This is a genomic window from Bifidobacterium sp. LH_413, from assembly GCF_056357015.1.
This window is the reverse complement of the sequence record NZ_JBKEVK010000004.1, coordinates 191,129-209,813: the sequence shown is the minus strand read 5'-3', so window position 1 is coordinate 209,813 and position 18,685 is coordinate 191,129. Positions and strand designations below refer to the sequence as shown.

The following is an 18,685-nucleotide window of genomic DNA, read 5'->3' as shown; positions in this document are numbered from 1 at the left end:
TGACGCGTTCAGGCCGGGGGATGCTCGAATCCGCGGACCCGTTCGGCGCGACCATCGACAAGGCGGCGCAGGAGGCCGCCGCCGCGGGATTCCTGCGTGAATCGTCCGGGATCCGAACCGAAATGGACGTGGCGCAGGAGCTCGCCAGCCATTCGCGCCGTCTCGGCCCGCTCGTCAAACGTCGCCAGCTCGACTTCGACGACGTGCCCGGCCGGCTCACGCTCGGCTGGGCGCAGCTGCCGTCGAAGGGCGGCCTCGGCGGCAACGGCGCGGGCGCGGGCTTCTCGCTCGGCGTGTTCGCCGACCGCGACCACTTCTCGCAGATCGCCTACGCGGACGGCAAGGGACGCGTGTACGTCGGCACCGAGATCGGCATGGACGTCCAGGGCATGGAGCCTCGGTTCATGCTCACCCGCGAACCGCGGCGCGACCGGGTCGGCGGCGGCATCGTCGGCCGCGACGACACGGGACGTCTGACCTGGCTCGCCTCATGGCGGCGCGACGGCCGGGACGGCACCTACACGCTCGAGCAGATGCGCTACCCGCTGCGCCGCGACATGCGCGAAGGCCTCGAATTCCGCGACGCCGTCGCCATCGCGTTCTTCGCCGCCTACATGCTGCCCCAGATGCGCGGCATGCTCGTCGGCTTCGGCGCGGGCAACATCTTCCGCCGGCTCAACCGCGAGGCGCCGATGGGCGCGATCCGCCGGTCCGTGCGCGACATGCTCGAAGTGCGCGCGCACGGCATGCGCGTCTCCGGTCTCGAGGACCATTTCGCCGAACTCATGCACGAGGCCGGCGCGCTCGACGAGGCGCCCGGACTCGAGGCCGTGCACGGCGCGGAACCGCTGCACCTGTACACGTCCAGCTACTCCGGCTCCTACTTCTTCACCTGGGATTCGTCCCTGTCGCTCGCGCCGGCGCTGCGCGCGCTCGCCATCGAAGGCAATCTCAACCGGTTCGCCTCGGTGAGCGCGTGGCTGGAACGCAACGCGCGCCTCGGCCTGGAACCCACCGAGGAGACGGTGACGCGCGCCCAGGCCGCCACCATCGACCTGAAACTGCTCGACGATCCGGCGCTGATCGCGCTCGGCACCGACGACGCCGACGGCGACGACGACACGGCGGCCGGCGCGCGCAACGCGGTCGACGGCGCGGCCGCGGGACGCGACGCGCGGATGGACCGCGAAGCCGACCACAACGCGATGACCTCGCTGGTGCGCGAGGCGCACCGCATCGCCCGCCACATCGGCGAGCAGGCGGGCGAACACGGCGGCGACACCGGATCGGAATGGGTGTATCGGCAGAGCATGGCGCTGCTCGTGCGCCGCCTGCGCCTGCCCTACCGCTTCGACGTGGAGATCCGCTCGAACCTCGCGGCCGGACAGGTGGCGGTCGGATTCACCACGGCGGGCGTGTCGATGATGCCTGCCACCCGCTACGACGAGGCCGACCACCGCTGGGTGTCGCTGAGCGAGAGCGAACGCGCCGAGATGAGCGCCGCCTACAACCTGCGCGTCGGCCTGATCATGGCGGCGATGAGCTTCGCCGCGAGCGACACGGTGCGCGAGGTGTCGCTGCACGTCGACTCGCTCGGACTGGAGGAGGCCGTCTCCGAACAGGATTCCGCCATCGAGGCGATGATGAGCGAGGCGCTGGGGGCGTTCGAACGCATGCACACCGGCGGCATGGGCGTGGTGCGCGGCAAGGCCGAGCCGAAGGACGGCGACTTCCACGGCGATCCGACGCACACGCCGGTGCATCCGGTCTCCGACGCGGCGCAGCCGGGCGCGGACGCCCAGGTGCCGTCCGGCGATGCGGGGGAGGAGACGGACGGCGACGACAGCATCGAACGCCGGTTCGAGGACCTCATGCAGGGCGTCGACATCGACGAGACCGCGTTCACGATGCCCGGCGACGGCAGGGACGACGGCCGGAACGGCGACGCGTTCGGCATCGCCGCGATGCCCGGCGACGCGGCTGACGCGGCTGACGCGGAAGGCGCCGACATCGCGGGTGACGATGCGGATGCGGACGACGACGGCGATCCGATGAGCGTGCTCAAGCGCAATCCGACCGTGCGCAACCTCGCCACCGTCACGTTCACGCGCGACGCGTTCCTCGCCCGCATCGGCGAGGACGCGCTCGACCATCCGATGGACACGTACCGCATGTTCGACGCGGTGATGGACGTGGACGGCGACGGCGCGCTCAAACCCGTCGACGCCGGCTTCGACCTGCGCGACCAGCGGTTCGCGCCCGCCGGCGCGCAGGAGCAGCCCGAATCTTCCGAACACCGGTTCACGCCCGCCGCGGCGCGCGTGCTCGGCACGCCGGACGCGGTCGGACTGTCGATCCAACGCGTCGACCTCCTGCAGCGCGCCGAATCCGACTTCCACCGTCTCGCCTCCGACGAGACGACGCCCTCCGTCGCGAAGGCGAAGGAGGCGATGCGCATCGTCGACATGATCGGCGACCCGGAGCTTTCCGAACAGGCGCCGAACATCACCAGCGCGCTCATCGACGGGCGCGACACGCCTCCCGTCACGATGGCCATGGCCGACGAGCTCGACCGGGAGCGTCTCAAGGCGCGCGACCTGCTGTTCGGCGGACAGGTGGACCAGGCGTTCGAGACCGCGGAATCGGCGATCGGCCGGCTCGACGCGCTCTATGCGAAGGGCGACGGCGTGCCCCGCTACTTCAACTCGTATGCGGAGCGCGTGATCTACAACCGGCTGTTCGCCACGCCGGGGGAGCGCACCGTGCTCATCCCCGACAACCTGTTCTACGCGCACATGGAGCTCGCCGACGTGCTCGCCCAGATCAAGGGCGCGCGTGCGTCGCTCAAACACCTCAACATGATGGTCTCCTACGCGCCCGCCTACCCGCTCACGCATCTGAAGCTCGCCGTGCAGCTGGCGCGCAGCGAGGATTGGGATTCGGCGCGCGCCGCATGCCTCAACGCGCTCAACGTGGCGCTCGACCGCGACGACGCCGCGTTCGCCTACTACCGTCTCGCCTATGCGGAATGGATGCAGGACCGCTTCGACACGGCCGTGGCCGCCTACCTGATGAGCGACCACATCGCACCCGGTCAGATCGGCTCTCTGGAAAGCGAACTGCAGGAGCTCGTCGCCCGCGCCGACTCGCAGTGCATCCGCGTGCCGGAAAGCGTGGAGGACGCGGCGCGCGTGCTCGCCGACCACGATCTGCCCGTCTGGCCGCACACCGAGGTGGCCGGCATCGTGCGCGACGCGGCGCGCATCACCGTGGACGAGGGCCTGTTCGTGCCCGCGCGCACGCTGTCTGTCGCCGCCGCCCGCATGAACGACGACGAGAACAACGGCATCGACGTGGTGCAGGCCCAGTTCATCCGTTCGCTCAACAACTGAGCGAACGGGTAACGCGGCTGAGCGAACGGGTAACGCGGCTGAGCGAACGGGTCACGCGGCCATCAGCCGCTCGGCCAGCGCCTTGAACTCGGCGCCGACGCCGTCCGTCCTGAGCGCGCCGTCCGCGTCCAGCACGGCCGGGCGGCCCGCCTCGCCGGTCTCGCGCAGCTCCGGCTCGAGCGGCAGCTGCGCCATCAGCGGCACGTCGTAGCCGAGCGCCTCGGTCAGCTGCTCGCTCACGCGCTCGCCGCCGCCATGACCGAAGATCTCCAGCTTCTCGCCCTTGTGCTCGTAGAAGCTCATGTTCTCCACGACGCCGCGCACCTTCATCGGCACCTGCAGCGCGACGAGACCCGAGCGCACGGCCACGTCGGACGCGCTCGGCTGCGGCGTGGTCACGACCACGAGCTCCGCGTTGGGCAGCGCCTGCGCCACCGAGATCGCCATGTCGCCGGTGCCGGGGGCGAGGTCGAGCAGCAGCACGTCCGGTTCGCCCCACCACACGTCGGACAGGAACTGTTCGAGCGAACGCTGCAGGCGCGGCCCGCGCCACAGGATCGCGCGGTCCGCGCCGGCGAACATGCCGATCGAGATGAGCTTGACGCCCCACGCGGTGACGGGCATCAGCATGCCGTTCAGGTTCGTGGGCTGCGTGTGCACGCCGAACAGGCGCGGCAGGGAGAAGCCGTAGATGTCCGCGTCGATGGCGGCCGTGTCGTAGCCGAGCGCGGCGAACGTGGCGGCCAGGTTCGCGGTGACCGACGATTTGCCGACGCCGCCCTTGCCGGAGGCGATTGCGAAGATGCGGGTCTTGACGCCCGGCTTGTTGAACGGGTTCTGCTTGCGTTCCGCCTTGAGTCCGGCGACGAGGTCGTCGAGTTTGTCGCGGCTCATCGAACCGACCTCGATATGCGGGGTGAGGTCCGCGTCCGGATAGGAGGCGACCGCGCCGTTGATCTGGTTTGTGATGGTCTCGCTCAGCGGGCAGCCGGGCACGGTGAGTTCGACGTGCACGGTCACGTCGTAGGCGTCTCGCGCGCCGGCCGCGGTGCTGTCGCCGCCGTTGCCGTCGCCGCCGTTCTGTGCGGCGGCGGGCGTCGCGTCGATCGCCGCGATCATGCCCAGGTCCGTGACCGAACGCCCCAGCTCCGGATCGATGACCTTGCTCAGCCTCTCGTAGATCGCCGCCTCGATGTGCCTGCTGTCCGTCAACGCGTCCTCCTCTTGTCGCCGTATCGTCGTTATGCCGCACACCAGCGTAGCGTGCGAACGTCCGCCATGCCAGAGTCGGACCTCGTTGGTCTCTCCCTCAGTCCCGCTGCGCGGGCCAGCTCCCTCGTCAGAGGGAGCCCGAAAGCATCAGACCTCGCCGGTCTCCAGCAGGATGTGGAACTGGGCCTCGTCGAGCATGGGGATGCCGAGCTCCTCGGCCTTCGTGGCCTTGGAGCCGGCGTTCGCGCCGACGACCACGTAATCGGTCTTCTTGCTGACGGACCCGGCCGCCTTGCCGCCGCGTTCGAGAATCGCCTCCTTCGCGGAGTCACGCGAATAGCCTTCCAGCGAACCGGTGACGACCACCGTCTTGCCTGCGAGCGTCTGCGGCAGCGTGCTCTTCTCGGCGGCCGCGACGCCCACGCCGGCGGCACGCCACGCGCGCAGCGTCTCGCCGCGCCAGTCACCGGGCTCCTTCGCGGCAGTGAACCAGTGCACCACCGATTCGGCAATCTCCGGGCCCACGCCGTCGATCTGCGTGAGCTCGTCGACGCTCGCCTCTTCGATCGCGTCGAGCGAGCCGAGCGACGAGGCGATGAGCCGCGCGGTCGGCGGACCGAGCCGGCGAATCGACAATGCCACCAGCACACGCCACAGGTCGGCGTGACGCGCCTTGTCCATCTCGTCGAACATCTTGCGCGTGTTCTCGCCAGGGCGGACGACCACCGGCACGTCGGTCTCGCCGGCACGCGTCTTTTTATGCTCGACACGCACGACGACCGCGTCGGCCGGCACGTCGTAGTCCGGGTATGCGGTCACGGTCACGTCGTCGGCGGTCGTCTCCGCGCCGGCGCGCGTCGCCAGCTGCTTGGCGGTGAGCTTTTTCGCCGGCGCGGGGGCCGTCCAGAACGCGGGCACCTGATGCCACAGTCCGGAACCGCCCACGCGCTTGCGGGTCCTCTTCTTGCGCCCGTTCGCGCCGACGGTCTCGTGGATCTCGATGATCGGCGCCTCACGCCACACGCGCACGTCGCGCAGGTCGGCGGCGGTCAGCGCGAACAGTCCGGCCTCGCTGGACAGCACCGGTGTCTGGCGTTGGGGCAGTTCCAGTCCCTCGACCGGCTCGTACGGTTCCGGCTCCTCGCCGGGCTTGACGAGGATTTCGGTGATGTTCGGCGCGTAGGTCGCGACCGAATCGGGGCGGTTCTCCTCCGGGTTCGTGAGCGCGATCGCCGACTGGTCGCCCAGATGCTCGATGTCGAACGCCTTGCGCGAGGCGAGCGAGATCACGCGTTCGGTCAGCTGCGCCGGGCAGCTTTCCACGTTCGGGCAGCGGATATCCTTGTCGCCCTCCTTGGCGGGCGCGAGCTTCGCGCCGCACGAGGGGCAATGCTCCGGCATGACGAACTCGCGCAGTTCGCCTTCACGCCCCTTGCGGCGTTCCAGCACGGGCCCGACGAGTTCCGGAATCACGTCGCCCGCCTTGCGCACGACGACCGTGTCGCCGATGAGCACGTTCTTGCGCTTCACCTCGGACGGGTTGTGCAGCGTGGTGCGGGCGACCGTCGAACCGGCCACGTACACGGGCTTGAGGATCGCGACCGGGGTGACGCGGCCGGTGCGGCCCACCTGCACGGTGATGTCGAGCAGTTCGGTGTTGACCTCCTCCGGCGGGTACTTGTACGCGATGGCCCAGCGCGGCGCGCGCGAGGTCGCGCCCAGCGTGCGCTGCAATGCGAGGTCGTCCACCTTGACGACGATGCCGTCGAGCGCGTGTTCGATGTCGCCGCGGTGTTCGCCGTAGTAGTCGATCATCGCGAGGATCTCGCTGAACGACGTGACGGTGCGGTTGTGCGGCGAGACCGGCACGCCCCACTTCTCGTAGAGGGCGTACGCCTCCGACTGGTCGTCGACCTGGTCGTGCTTCCCGGCGGCGTTCGCGCCCCAGCGCAGCGTGCCGAGGCCGTGCGCATAGAAGCTCAGACGACGGGTGGCGGTGATGCGCGGGTCCTTCTGGCGCAGCGAGCCGGCGGCCGCGTTGCGCGGGTTCGCGAACGGTGCGCGGCCCGCGTCCTCCTGCTCGCGGTTGAGCTCGTGGAAGTCGTCCCAGCGCATGAACACCTCGCCGCGGATCTCCACGAATTCGGGGATGTCGTCCTTCTCGCCGCCCAGGTTCGCGGGGATGGAGCCGATGGTGCGCACGTTCAGGGTGATGTCCTCGCCGGTCACGCCGTCGCCTCGCGTGAGCCCCTGTTCCAGCACGCCGTTGCGGTAGATGAGGTTCAATGCGAGGCCGTCGATCTTCACCTCGCAGCTCATCGGCAGCTTTTTGCCCTCCGGCCAGTCGAGGTCGCGGATGACCGAGTCGTACCAGTCCCTGAGTTCCTCGATGGAGAACACGTCGTCGAGGCTCATCATGCGGCTCGGATGGCGTACGGACGTGAAATCGTTCGAGAACGTGCCGCCCACCCGGTGCGTGGGGCTCTGCGGGTTGTCGAGCGCGGGGAACGCGGCCTCCAATCGTTGCAGGCAGCGCAGTCGCGCGTCATAGGCGGCATCGGAGGAAACCGGCGCGTCGTCGATGTAGTAGGCGATCTGGTCGGATTCCACCCACGCGGCGACGCGCGCCCACAGGCGCGCCGCGTTCTCCGCGTTCAGCGTGTCGACGTCGAGATGGTCGAGACGGGTCGCGTCCGCGTCGGTGGGGGTCAGGGCGGCGATCCACGCCTCGCTTCCGGGCGCGAGATGCGTAATGCCCTCGTCGGCGACGATGGTCGGCGTCGTGTCGCCGGATGCGCCGTCGCCGGCCGTCATCGCGTCGAAATCCCATGCAAGCTGCTCGTCCGTCATATCCCCGCCTTGGCCGTGTCCGATGGTTTCCGCATCGATTCTACCCGGACGCGGAAGGGACCGGTGGGGATGTGCCGGACGGGTCAGGCCTCCTTCGTGCTGAGGAGCAGCAGGATGCCGGCGACCATATTGAGGAAGATCAGGTCGCAGACGGCGAAGGCGGTGGTGTTGGCCTTGGTGCCCTTGTAGACGCCCCAGCTGTGGACGGTCATGGGAATCTCCCAGGCGAGCGGGATGATCAGCCAGCCCGTGAGGATGGTGGTGACGAGGTTGAGCACGAAGGCGACCAGACGCATGGTCCGGTCGGAATCGGTCATCGCATAGCCATAGCCATAGCCGGGCTGCCCGTACGGCGTTTGCCCGTATCCGTAGGCGGGCTGGCCGTACTGGGGCTGGGCGTACGGGGATTGGCCGTATTGGGGCTGCCCGTAGGTGGAGGCGTACCCATAGTTCGGTGTCTGCTGCCGGGCCTCATATCCGGGGTTTGGCTGGTACGGCTGTTGCGCGCCGTACTCCGGTTGTGATGGCGTCTCCTGGCCGTAGGGCGTCTGCGGCTGCTGGTCGTCGTTGGTCATCATATGGTCCTTTCGAGGGTGTCGACGGATGATCGGTCGCGGTTCAGTGCTGGGCGCGCCAGATATCCGGTTCGACGTAGATCTCCCATTCATACCACGGCAGGGCGGTGCGGATGCTCGTCTCGATCTTGTCGACGGTCTGTACGTCGTAGTCGCGGTCGAACTTGTCGGTCTCGACCTTGATGCACAGCAGCACCGCGTCCTCGTCCATGTGGATGGCCTGCATGTTGATGAGCCGGTTCACGCCTTGCGTGCCCTCGACCGCCTCGACCAGCATCTCGCGGGTACGCGGGTCGATGTCCTCGCCGATGAGCAGCGAACCGGATTTGAACGCGAGCGCCGCCGAGCCGCACACCAGCACGAGGCCGACCATGAGGCCGCCGATCGCATCATAGAGTTCGTCGCCGGTCGCGATGGACAGTCCGATGCCGAGACCTGCGAACGCGAGGCCGATCAGCGCGAGCGTATCCTCCATCATCACGGAGGCGAGTTCGGCGGACTTGGTGCGGCGCCAGAACTTGACCAGCGAATCGCTCTCCACCTTGACGCGCTTCATGCGTTCACGCGCCTCGTGGATGGACGTGTGCAGGCCGTAGCCTTCCAGGCAGGCGGAGACGCCCACGACGACGAGTGCGGCGACGAGCTCGATGGGCTCCGCCTCGCGCGGCAGGGAGCCGTCGATGAGCCCGGTGAGCTTGGACGCCGCCTGGGAGACGGCGAACACGCCGCCGACGAAGAACAGGAGCGTCGCCACGATGAAGCTCGCCAGATATTTGATGCGGTGCAACCCGAACGGATGGTCGCCGTCCGACTTGTGGTCGGAGGTCCGGTCGCCGATCATCAGCACGATCTCGTTCGCGCAGTCCGCCACCGAATGCACGGATTCGGAGAACATGGACGACGATCCGGTGAACGCGGCCGCCGCGAACTTCGCGAGCGCCACGCCGATGTTCGCCGCCAAAGCGGCCTTCACCGCCGCTCCTGCCTTGGTCTTCCCGTTCTCAATGGTCTTGTCGTTGTCTGCCACGGTTATCCTCTCCTCAGGATGCGATTGTAGACGCGTGACGCCCGTGACGGCGCGTTCCCCGCGGCGTTGCGGACATGGCGTGATACGAAACGTGGGCGCGGGATGAATCCCCGATTCGGGAGGCATCCCACGCCCACGATGCGGATGGATCGCGTCAGCGCGTCACGTCACAGCAGTACGGCGAAGTTCGACGACACTCCGGCGATGACGCCGATGATCACGAGCAGCAGCCACAGGAGCACGCTGACGATCACGGAGACGAGCGCGCCCATGCCGGCCATCTTCGCGTCGCCGGGCTTGGAATCCTTCCACACGAGGAACAGGATGAGGCCGATGAGCGGGATGAGGAAGCCGAGGACGGCCCAGCCGAACGAGCCCTTCTCCTCGACGGGCTGCGGGGCGGGGTATCCGGGGGCCGGAGCGCCGTACGGCGCCTGCTGCGGGGCACCATAGCCGTAGCCGGCGGCGGGCTGGCCGTAGGCGGGCTGCTGCGCGCCGTAGCCGGGAGCCGGCTGGGCGTACGGGTTCTGCTGCGGCGCGCCGTATGCGGGGGCGGGAGCGCCATACTGGGGCTGGGGCGGCTGCGCGGGCTGCGTCGGCTGCGTCTGCGGGGCGGCCGCGCCGTATTCCGGCTGACCGTAAGGATTCTGCGGCTGGGGTGCCTGGTTGTTGTCGGTCATCGTATGTTCCCTTCTCGTCGGTCGGATTCCCGAGCCGGGACTCCGATTCGTGCCCCGCCGAACGCATCCATGCGCCGTCGGGGTCTGTGCAGTTCCCATCATAGCCGCTTGCGGCGGGCTTCGGTCGGAACCTGGGGAATCCGCCGCCTGAAGATTCCCGAGATTCCCGGAAACGGGAAGACCCCGCGATCCGTGTGGACCGCGGGGTCTTGCACATGCGATTCGGCAAGAATCAGATGTGGTAGTAGAGCTCGTACTCGAGCGGGGTCGGGGCCAGGCGGGCCTGGTCGATCTCGTCGCGCTTCAGCTCGATCCAGGTCTCGATGAGATCCGGGGTGAACACGTCGCCGGCGGTGAGGAAGTCGTTGTCCTCCTCGAGGGCGTTCAGCGCCTCGCCGAGGGAGCTCGGCACCTGCTTGATGTTCGCGTGCTCTTCCGGCGGCAGCTCGTAGAGGTCCTTGTCGACCGGAGCCGGCGGCTCGATGTGGTTCAGGATGCCGTCGAGGCCGGCCATCATCTGGGCGGAGAAGGCCAGGAACGGGTTGCAGGACGGATCCGGGGCGCGGAACTCGATGCGCTTGGAGGCGGGGGAGGTGCCGGCCAGCGGGATGCGGATGGCGGCGGAACGGTTGCGGGCCGAGTAGACCAGCGAGACCGGGGCCTCGAAGCCCGGGACCAGACGGTGGAACGAGTTCAGCGACGGGTTCGTGAACGCGACGACCGCGGAGGAGTGCTTGATGAGGCCGCCGATGTACCAGCGGGCGATGTCGGACAGGCCGCCGTAGCCCTGCTCATCGTAGAACAGCGGCTTGCCGTCCTTCCACAGGGACTGGTGGCAGTGCATGCCGGTGCCGTTGTCGCCGGCGATCGGCTTCGGCATGAAGGTCACGGACTTGCCGGCGAGGGCGGCGGTCTCGTGGACGACGTACTTGTACTTCATCAGGTCGTCGCCGGCGTGCTGCAGCGTGTTGAAGCGGTAGTTGATCTCCTGCTGGCCGGCACCCGCCACCTCGTGGTGGGAACGCTCGAGCTGCAGGCCGACCTTCTGCAGGTTGGCGACCATGTCGTCGCGCAGATCCTGGTTGTGGTCAATCGGCGGGACCGGGAAGTAGCCGCGCTTGACGCGGTTCTTGAAGCCGATGTTCGGGGTGCCGTCCTCTTCGGTGTCGACGCCGGTGTTCCACGGGGCCTCGATGGAGTCCACCTCGTAGAAGGAGCGCTGGGCGGAGTTCTCGTAACGGACCTTGTCGAAGATGAAGAACTCGGCCTCCGGCGCGAAGGACGCGGTGTCGGCGATGCCGGTGGACTTCAGGTAGGCCTCGGCCTTGCCGGCGACCTGACGCGGGTCGCGGGAGTACGGCTCATCGGTCAGCGGGTCGACGATGGAGAAGGAGACGTCCAGGGTCTTGTGCTTGCGGAACGGATCGATGAAGGCGGTGGTCACGTCCGGGACCAGCTTCATGTCGGATTCGTTGATGGCCTGGAAGCCCTGCACGGACGAGCCGTCGAACGGCATGCCGTCGGTGAACGCGTTGTCCAGGAACTCGCTGACCGGAACGGTGAAGTGCTGCTGCACGCCGATCAGATCGGTGAAACGGACGGAGACGTACTCGACGCCTTCCTTGTTGATGAGGGCTTCGGCCTCTTCCGGCGTATGGGCGAAGATCTTGTTCTCAGCCACGATCGCTCCTTTTATCGAAATGACTTACAGGGTAAAAGCATAGGAACGCGCGTTTCGCGCGCTCGAAACTTCGGTTACGAGAATGTTTCGTGACTGGTAACGGGAACCGTCAATCGTTGCGTTGGCGCGGTTCGCCGGAGGCGTGCGACGGGAGCGGCCGCCGCGCGAGCGTCCAGAACGCGGACGCGTCCGGATATGCGAAGGCCCCGGTCGTCGGTGACGATCGGGGCCCGTGGCTCGGGAAGCGCCGCGTGGCGTCAGCGTCCGCGCATGGCGCGGCGGCTGACCTTCTGCATGCGGTTCGGGTCGACGCCCTTCGGGATGCCGTAGCCGCGCTTCGCCTGCAGCGTGCGCAGACGGTCGTTGAGGATGGCCAGCTCCTCCTTGGTGAGGATGAAGCGGCGGCGCGGGTGGATGGCGGCCATGAACTTGTTGGAGTGGTTGGACGGCACGTAGCTCTTCTTGTGCGTGATGGTCTTGCGCAGGTCGCGCAGGCGCGTGGTGCCGTTGGAGCCGTCGCCCATGATGATGCGGTAGACGGGGATGGAGGAGCCTGCGGTCACGCCCTTGATCTCATGCTCCTGACGGTCCATCTGGCGCTTGATGCGGTCGTGGGAGCCTTCGCCGAGCAGGTAGATGCCGTTGTAGCCGGTGCCGCGCCAGATCGCGTCCTTGGTGCGGGCGTCCACCCACACGGGCTGCTCCGGGAAGGTGAAGCCGGCCTTGGTCATGTTGCTCAGCACGCTGACCGCAGCGCCCGGACGGCCTTCCAGCTGCTTGTAGCCGACCTTGTCGGCGCGGTTGGTGAGCGTCATCGTGGCGAGCAGGACGCCGAGCATGACGGCGGCGATGATGGTGAGGATCCAGGTGAGCCACATCCACTGCATCACGACGCCGAGGATGACGGCCAGCACGATCGGGGCGACGAACGCGCCGCCGCACAGCCACGGCAGCTGCTTGTCGTCCTTGTAGGTGAACTTGAAGATCTGGATGATCTGCTTGATCGTGCTGTTCTTCTTGGGCTTCTTCTCGTCCTTGTCAGCCATTCTTCCCTCGCTTGGAGTCGGATTTGCGCATACTGGCCGTCGATTCTACCAGCATGCGTGCCCCGTGGCGTGGCGTGCGCCGCGGGGCACGCATGCACGCGGTCAGCGCGTATGCAGCGGGCGGCCGTCCGCCTTGAGCAGCGCCTCGCCGAGCGTCTCGCTGAACGTGGGATGCGGGTGGATGAGCCGCGCGGCCTCGGCGAGCGGCACCCGGTTGCCGACGAGCTGCTCCGCCTCGGCGATCAGGTCCGAGGCGACGGGCGCGACGATGTGCACGCCGAGCACGACCGGCACGTCCGGCCTGTCCGCGCGTTCGCCGCTGACGACCGTCATCGCGCCGCCGACGCCGCTCATCAGCATGCGCGCGTTACCGAGCATCGGGTACGTGGTCTCCTTGACGTCGTTGAGGTCCGGGTCGGCGGTCGCCTCCTGACCTGTCAGGCCCACGCACGCCGCCTCCGGGTGGGAGAACACGATCTGCGGCACGGTGGTCTCGTCCACCGGTTTCGGGTCGAGCCCGGCGATCGCCTCGGCGACCGTCACGCCCTGCTCGAACGCGCGGTGTGCGAGCGCGTGGCCGGCGACGATGTCGCCCACCGCCCACACGTGCGGCGCATGCGTGCGTCCCAGCGCGTCGCACGTGACGTAATCATGGTCGTCGAGCGTGACTCCAGCGCGGGCGAGCCAGTCGAACCGGGTGTTCGGGTCGCGGCCGATTGCGGCCAGCGCGATCTCGCCCCACGCCTGCTGTTCTTCGCCGCCGTTCTGCGTGTAGTGGACGGTCGCGCCGAGGTTCGCGCCGACGTCCACCCGAGTCACGGCGGTGCCCTTGACGACCTTCACGCCTTGGCGCGTCAGTTCGCGCGTCAGCGTCGTCGCGGTGCGCCGGTTCCAGCCCGACAGCACGCGGTCCTTGCGGATGAGGAGCGTCACGTCCACGCCGGCCGCGTTCCACATGGACGCGAATTCGATGGCGATCGCGCCCGCGCCGACGATTACGGCGGAGGCGGGGAACTCGTCGAGTTCCAGCGCCTGCGTGGAGTCGATGAGCGCGCCGGAGAACGGGATGCCCGGCAGGGGGCGGGGCGAGGCGCCGGTCGCGAGGATCACGTCGCCGGCCTCGATGACGACGGTCGGGTCCATCGGTTCGGCGGCCTCCGCCTTGCGGAAGCGTTCGACCGGGTCGCCGGTGACGGTCACGGCGAGGTTCGCTCCGGCCGCGGCGTCGGCGGTTCCGGCGATTTCGCGCAGGTCGGTGGCCGCACCGTGGAACACGGTGACGCCGCGGTGCGCGAGCAGGGCGGCCAGGCCCCCGGTCATCGTTTCGACCACGTGCACGCGGTAGTCGCGCAGCGTGCCGTAGTCGATGCCGTCCACGTGCGCCTGCACGCCGAGTTCGGCGGCACGACGTACCGTGTCGATGGTGTGCGTGGCGGTGATGAGCGCCTTCGACGGGATGCATCCGCGGTTGAGGCACGTGCCGCCGAGCGTCGCGTCACGTTCGATGAGGGCGACGGACTTGCCGAGTTCCGCGGCCCGCAATGCCGCCGAGTATCCGCCGGGTCCCGCGCCGATGATCGCGATGTCAAATTGTTCAGTCATGGTGCCCATGATAGACGCACGGCCCTCGGCTCCCCTTGCAGCGAAGCCGACCGAGGAGCTGACAAACGGATATCGTCTTCGGCTCCCCTTGCAGGGGAGCTGTCAGCGAAGCTGACTGAGGGGTAGACAACAACAATGAGGGGTGGACGGGCATCAGCCCATCCACCCCTCGTCAGTCCGTCGGGTGCATATCACTCCGGGAAGTGGCCGCGCTTCTTCTCGCGCGGCTTCGGAAGCCTCCAGCGGCGCACCTGGATGGCGCGGCTCCACGCGTAGGACGCGGAACGCGAGCCCTTCGCCACCGCGCGCTCGCCGTACTTGGCGACGAGCTTCTTCTTGAGCTTGCGCCACATGAGCCACACGTCGAGCACCACGGCCGCCAGGTACACGTACATGAGCAGCATCATAATCATCGAGGCGGTCTGGTTCTGGGAGACGGAGGTGACGATCATCGAGCCGATGAGGATGACGAATGCCACCGGGATGAAGAACTCGCCGATGTTGAAGCGGGCATCCACGTAGTCGCGGATGTAGATGCGCCACGGCAGACGCTCCGCCTTCGGCATGTGGTTGATGTCGCCCTTCTGCATCGCCTCGTATTCGGCGTTCTCACGCTCGCGCAGCTTCGCCTTCGCGGCCTTCGCGCTCGCCTTGCGGTCGGTCGGCACCAGCGGACGCACGCCGGCGGCCTGCGCCTGCTTCATCTTCGGGGTGGGCGCGTTCTTCGTACGGTCCTTCTTCACCGGCTTCGCAGGCTGCTCGGTCGCTTCCCCGACCGGCTCCTGCGCGGATTCCTTCTTCTTCAACGGGTTCCATGTCATGCTTGCAGGTTACGGTGACGTCTAGACGCGCGCAGGGCGGCGAAACGGCACCAAAACAAGGCCGGGAGGCCGGTCGCGGCCGGATGCGCCGACCGTGCGTGACTGTACGACACCTATATATAAGGAGAGGCACATGGCCAGGCTTACCCCCGACGAGGTCCGCGCCCGCGTGGAATCCGACTGGACGCGCATCGTCGACGTCCTCAACCGCAAGATCGCCTTGAAGTCCGTGTCCGCGGAGGGCATCACCGGCGAGCATATGAAGCGGTCCGCCGAATTCGTCGCCGACCAGCTGTGCGAGGTCGGCGTCGACGCGAAGGTCGTCCAGTCCTCGAACCCGGACGGCACGCCTGGCGCGTGGGAGGTCATCGGCTCGCGCATCGTCGACGAGTCCGCGCCCACCGTGCTCCTCTACGCGCATCACGACGTGCAGCCCGTGCCGGACGCGTCCGCATGGGACACCGACCCGTTCGTCGGCACCGAGATCGACGGCCGCCTCTACGGCCGCGGCTCCGCCGACGACGGCGGCGGCATCGCCATCCACTCCGGCGCGTTGAAGGCGCTTGGCCAGGACCTCAAGGTCAACGTCAAGGTGTTCATCGAAGGCGAGGAGGAGATGGGCTCCCCGAGCTTCATCCCGTTCATCGAGGCACACAAGGCCGAGTTCGAATCCGACGTCATCATCGTCGCCGACTCCGGCAACTGGTCGGCGGACATCCCGTCCCTGACCACCTCGCTTCGCGGCAACACCTGCGTGGACGTGACCGTGCGCGGACTGAAGCACCCGGTCCACTCCGGACAGTACGGCGGGCCGATTCTCGACTCGAACACGCTCGCCGCGATGCTCATCGCCTCCCTGTACGACGCGAACGGCGACCTCGCCGTGCCCGGCGTCGCCGCCGAGGAGCCGATCGGCGGCCTCCAGCGCGACCTCGACGAGGCGTCCGTGCGCGCCGATGCCGGCGTCGTCGACTCCTACGCGCTCGCCGGCACCGGCTCGCTCGCCTCGCGCCTGTGGACCAAGCCGAGCCTGACCGTCATCGGCTTCGACGCGCACCCGGTCGACGGCTCGTTCAACGTGATCAGCCCCGAGACCCGCTTCCGCCTGTCCCTGCGCACCGCGCCGAACCAGCGTCCCGAAGAGGCGCAGGCCGCGCTCGCCGCGTACCTCGAAACCCACGCGCCGTTCGGCGCCGAGGTCGAGGTGACCAAGCTGGAGAACGGCATGGGCTGGGGCATGGATCCGGACGCGGTCGCCACCAAGGACGCGCTCGAGGCGATGGAGGAGGCGTTCGGCGTCGCCCCGATCAACAAGGGCGAAGGCGGGTCCATCCCGTTCATCCCCGAACTGCAGCGCATCTTCCCCGAGGCGCAGGTGCTCGTCACCGGCCCGGAGGATCCGAAGGCCAACGCGCACAGCCCCAACGAGTCCATCTCGCTGTCCGGCCTAAAGAACAACGTCATCACCGAGGCCCTCCTGCTCGACAAGCTCGGTAGGTGACATTCTCCATTTCCTTGGAATCGGTCGGGATCAGCTTTGCTGGTCCCGACCATGGGATTGTGGGGGAATGGCCGCGAACGAATACCATGTGCCGTCATCCAGTCGCCCCGTGACGAAGGTGCCGCCGATGCGTTCGATTTCACGTCGGTAGTATGTCATTCCCTGCCCATGCCGTGGCAGTTCCTCGTCGGACAATGCGTTGGACGTGGTGATTTCGATGCCGTTGCCGTTCCATACGACGGAAACCTCATATGACTCCCGTTTCGCATGCCTGATGATATTGGCGTAGAGTTCGCCGATGAATCCGGTGCAGAGGGCCATCCGCTCTTCGTCCATCGGGGCGGGGTCGTCATCGATGCCGAGGACGCTCCCGCCTTCGAAACCGAGACGGTTTATGCGTCTGTCGTTGTCGTCCAAAACCCGATGAAGGCGATCGGCAAACGCTTCCGTATTCGAGGACGTCGTGCCATGGATGCCGTGGTCCCATTCGTTGAGGGAATCGACGACCTTGTGCGTATTGTCCAGCGCATTGAGCGCCGACTCATTGATCTGACGCCAATCGTCGATATCGTTGCCGCCTGCTCTGATATGACGTTGGGCCATGCGTGCGATGAGCGACAATTCCCCGGTGACGGCGTCATGCATACGCTGGGCGGCACGCGCGGTGAATGCTGCTTGGCGTAGATCGTCCTCCGCTTGGGCGAGTTTCACCTGTCGTCTGAATCCGTCCTCTCGCCAACGCAGCGATCTCCCGACGAGTGACGCCATGACGCTGAACGGTATGAGGGATATGGATACATACCAGTCGACGTTCCAGCCGTTCGGGAGTCCGGTGTAGACCACCTGCAACAGGATCATCGTGATGGTCATCGCCGCCGCCATGCGGTCGGAGGTCATATACGCCAACAATCCCAACGCGTACAGCACGCTGAACGTGGACGTGGGACCCGTGCCGTTGGAACAGACCGTCGTCAGACCGTCGATGACGATGAGTGCTACGGAGGATGGCAGAGGCAGGATGCTGGTGCCGATGAGCAAGGCCTCCTGCATGAGCGAGAGGGCCAATGCGATTCCGCCGGACGGGGGATTGTACGCCCATTGGATGATGAGCAACGACGAGAAGGCCGATGAGAGGGCGACACGTGCCTTTAGCGGGGGAATCAAAGGTGTTGGTGCCTTCCCGAGGCTCAGCCACGTGGTGAAAGCCATATCGCCACCGCCTGACGCGCCGTCCGCGCTCCGAGTTTCTGCATGATGTGCTGCATATGTTTGCGCACGGTCGCCTCCGAAATGCCGAGTCTGCCGGCGATTTCGGTATCGAGCAGTCTCTCATCCGCACACAGGTTGATGATTTCCTCCTCCCGCAACGTGAGCCGTTGATGGTGATCCGTCTCATTCATCAGACGGATGTGCGCGAGCTGCCGTGATTCGAAGCCCGTCATCGAACCGTTGCGGATTACCGAGTCGATGGCGGTGACGAGGTCGTCTTCGGTATTCTTGCTGACCAGTCCCTGTGCACCGGCGGCTTTCGCTTTCGCCTCATACAGGTTCAGCGAGAAACTCGTCATCGCGAGAATAGGGAAGTCAAGGGACCGTTTCCGTATGCGCCTGCACGCGCTGGTCCCCTGAACTCCTTCCAGCGACATGTCCAGCAGCAGCAAGGAAGGAGCATGCGTCTTGGTCAGAAGCATCGCTTCCTTGGCTGACTGGGCCATCCATATGACACGGGTTGTCGGTAGACGTTCAGTCAAGAGCCGGTGTAAGGAATCCAAAGAACGTGCGTCGTTGTCGACGATGGCTATTTCCGTCATGGTATTAGATGGCATCGTGGTGCTATCTTGCTGCACGCCTGCTATCCCCTATGAACGGGCTTGCAATGCCACCATGGGAGGGGAATGCATTGTGCATATGGCTGCATTTCGTCGACGGACGCCGTGAGGGAAACGAATGCCGGGCAACTGGGGAACGTCAGAATTATCGCCAATAGCATGCCCGTAAATTTCATGAGTCAAATCCCCTTTCCTGAATATGCCGGGTTCCTTTTCGCTAAGAGGCTTGAAAAGGAACCCGGCGTTTGTCATATGATGTCGTGAATGACATCATAGATGGTGATAAAGGTATTTGCCGGTATCCATTTGGTGTGAGACATCATGTAGGCTCTCAGCCAGCATCCTGTCTTCGGATGTGCCCTTTGATAGTCTGGATGCCTTCTTATCCAGATGGTGTTGGACAGAGATGCATGCAATTGCGATGACTGTAAATACCAAGGCGGAAATCGAAGCGATGGCCAGACCGTTC

At 66.7% G+C, this 18,685-nt stretch carries 13 protein-coding genes; 2 read left to right on the top strand and 11 right to left on the bottom strand.

The features are described 5' to 3' along the window. Positions 1-20: 20 nt before the first annotated feature. A complete protein-coding gene (locus tag AC1AYN_RS08075) occupies positions 21-3,392 on the top strand; it encodes a tetratricopeptide repeat protein (RefSeq protein WP_476532857.1) in 3,372 nt (1,123 codons plus the stop codon). 51 nt (positions 3,393-3,443) lie between these two features. Here the strand turns inward: AC1AYN_RS08075 and AC1AYN_RS08070 are convergent, their stop codons facing one another. From AC1AYN_RS08070 to AC1AYN_RS08030, 9 genes are all read right to left on the bottom strand, one after another. Continuing rightward, positions 3,444-4,604, bottom strand: a complete 1,161-nt coding sequence (locus AC1AYN_RS08070) for an Mrp/NBP35 family ATP-binding protein (RefSeq protein WP_476532856.1) — start codon at positions 4,602-4,604, stop codon at positions 3,444-3,446. A gap of 147 nt (positions 4,605-4,751) precedes the next feature. After that, positions 4,752-7,454, bottom strand: coding sequence for an NAD-dependent DNA ligase LigA (ligA, locus tag AC1AYN_RS08065; protein WP_476532855.1), 2,703 nt, complete (start codon positions 7,452-7,454; stop codon positions 4,752-4,754). 83 nt (positions 7,455-7,537) lie between these two features. After that, positions 7,538-8,032, bottom strand: a complete 495-nt coding sequence (locus AC1AYN_RS08060) for a hypothetical protein (RefSeq protein WP_476532854.1) — start codon at positions 8,030-8,032, stop codon at positions 7,538-7,540. Positions 8,033-8,072: 40 nt separating this feature from the next. Continuing rightward, positions 8,073-9,056, bottom strand: a complete 984-nt coding sequence (locus AC1AYN_RS08055; RefSeq protein WP_476502070.1) for a cation diffusion facilitator family transporter — start codon at positions 9,054-9,056, stop codon at positions 8,073-8,075. 167 nt (positions 9,057-9,223) lie between these two features. Then, positions 9,224-9,736 carry a hypothetical protein gene (locus AC1AYN_RS08050; protein ID WP_476532853.1) on the bottom strand — a complete coding sequence of 171 codons (513 nt, stop codon included), beginning with the start codon at positions 9,734-9,736 and terminating at the stop codon, positions 9,224-9,226. A gap of 232 nt (positions 9,737-9,968) precedes the next feature. Next, a complete protein-coding gene (glnA, locus tag AC1AYN_RS08045; RefSeq protein ID WP_051922743.1) occupies positions 9,969-11,417 on the bottom strand; it encodes a type I glutamate--ammonia ligase in 1,449 nt (482 codons plus the stop codon). Between the two features lie 257 nt (positions 11,418-11,674). Further along, positions 11,675-12,463, bottom strand: a complete 789-nt coding sequence (locus tag AC1AYN_RS08040; RefSeq protein WP_476502072.1) for a DUF4191 domain-containing protein — start codon at positions 12,461-12,463, stop codon at positions 11,675-11,677. A gap of 102 nt (positions 12,464-12,565) precedes the next feature. After that, the gene (locus AC1AYN_RS08035) at positions 12,566-14,065 is read right to left on the bottom strand and encodes an FAD-dependent oxidoreductase (protein ID WP_476532852.1); all 1,500 of its coding nucleotides are present in this window, start codon (positions 14,063-14,065) and stop codon (positions 12,566-12,568) included. A 191-nt stretch (positions 14,066-14,256) separates the two neighbouring features. Continuing rightward, complete coding sequence (locus tag AC1AYN_RS08030) at positions 14,257-14,886, bottom strand: DUF3043 domain-containing protein (protein WP_476502074.1); 630 nt, start codon at positions 14,884-14,886, stop codon at positions 14,257-14,259. 133 nt (positions 14,887-15,019) lie between these two features. Between AC1AYN_RS08030 and AC1AYN_RS08025 the strand changes: the two genes are divergently transcribed. Continuing rightward, positions 15,020-16,387, top strand: coding sequence for a M20/M25/M40 family metallo-hydrolase (locus tag AC1AYN_RS08025; protein ID WP_476532851.1), 1,368 nt, complete (start codon positions 15,020-15,022; stop codon positions 16,385-16,387). A 30-nt stretch (positions 16,388-16,417) separates the two neighbouring features. Here the strand turns inward: AC1AYN_RS08025 and AC1AYN_RS08020 are convergent, their stop codons facing one another. Further along, complete coding sequence (locus AC1AYN_RS08020) at positions 16,418-17,596, bottom strand: sensor histidine kinase (RefSeq protein ID WP_476532850.1); 1,179 nt, start codon at positions 17,594-17,596, stop codon at positions 16,418-16,420. Beyond that, entirely contained in the window at positions 17,575-18,198 is a 624-nt protein-coding gene (locus AC1AYN_RS08015) for a response regulator transcription factor (protein WP_476532881.1), read from the bottom strand. Before AC1AYN_RS08015 ends, AC1AYN_RS08020 begins: the two co-directional genes overlap by 22 nt. Positions 18,199-18,685 lie beyond the last annotated feature (487 nt).

What these genes read in the sequence shown, in the direction of transcription:
- AC1AYN_RS08040 (WP_476502072.1), bottom strand. Translation starts at nt 12,463, where the DNA reads ATGGCTGACAAGGACGAGAAGAAGCCCAAGAAGAACAGCACGATCAAG.
- AC1AYN_RS08030 (WP_476502074.1), bottom strand. Translation starts at nt 14,886, where the DNA reads ATGACATGGAACCCGTTGAAGAAGAAGGAATCCGCGCAGGAGCCGGTC.
- AC1AYN_RS08050 (WP_476532853.1), bottom strand. Translation starts at nt 9,736, where the DNA reads ATGACCGACAACAACCAGGCACCCCAGCCGCAGAATCCTTACGGTCAG.
- AC1AYN_RS08075 (WP_476532857.1), top strand. Translation starts at nt 21, where the DNA reads ATGCTCGAATCCGCGGACCCGTTCGGCGCGACCATCGACAAGGCGGCG.
- AC1AYN_RS08035 (WP_476532852.1), bottom strand. Translation starts at nt 14,065, where the DNA reads ATGACTGAACAATTTGACATCGCGATCATCGGCGCGGGACCCGGCGGA.
- AC1AYN_RS08060 (WP_476532854.1), bottom strand. Translation starts at nt 8,032, where the DNA reads ATGATGACCAACGACGACCAGCAGCCGCAGACGCCCTACGGCCAGGAG.
- AC1AYN_RS08025 (WP_476532851.1), top strand. Translation starts at nt 15,020, where the DNA reads ATGGCCAGGCTTACCCCCGACGAGGTCCGCGCCCGCGTGGAATCCGAC.
- AC1AYN_RS08015 (WP_476532881.1), bottom strand. Translation starts at nt 18,198, where the DNA reads ATGACGGAAATAGCCATCGTCGACAACGACGCACGTTCTTTGGATTCC.
- AC1AYN_RS08020 (WP_476532850.1), bottom strand. Translation starts at nt 17,596, where the DNA reads ATGGCTTTCACCACGTGGCTGAGCCTCGGGAAGGCACCAACACCTTTG.
- ligA (WP_476532855.1), bottom strand. Translation starts at nt 7,454, where the DNA reads ATGACGGACGAGCAGCTTGCATGGGATTTCGACGCGATGACGGCCGGC.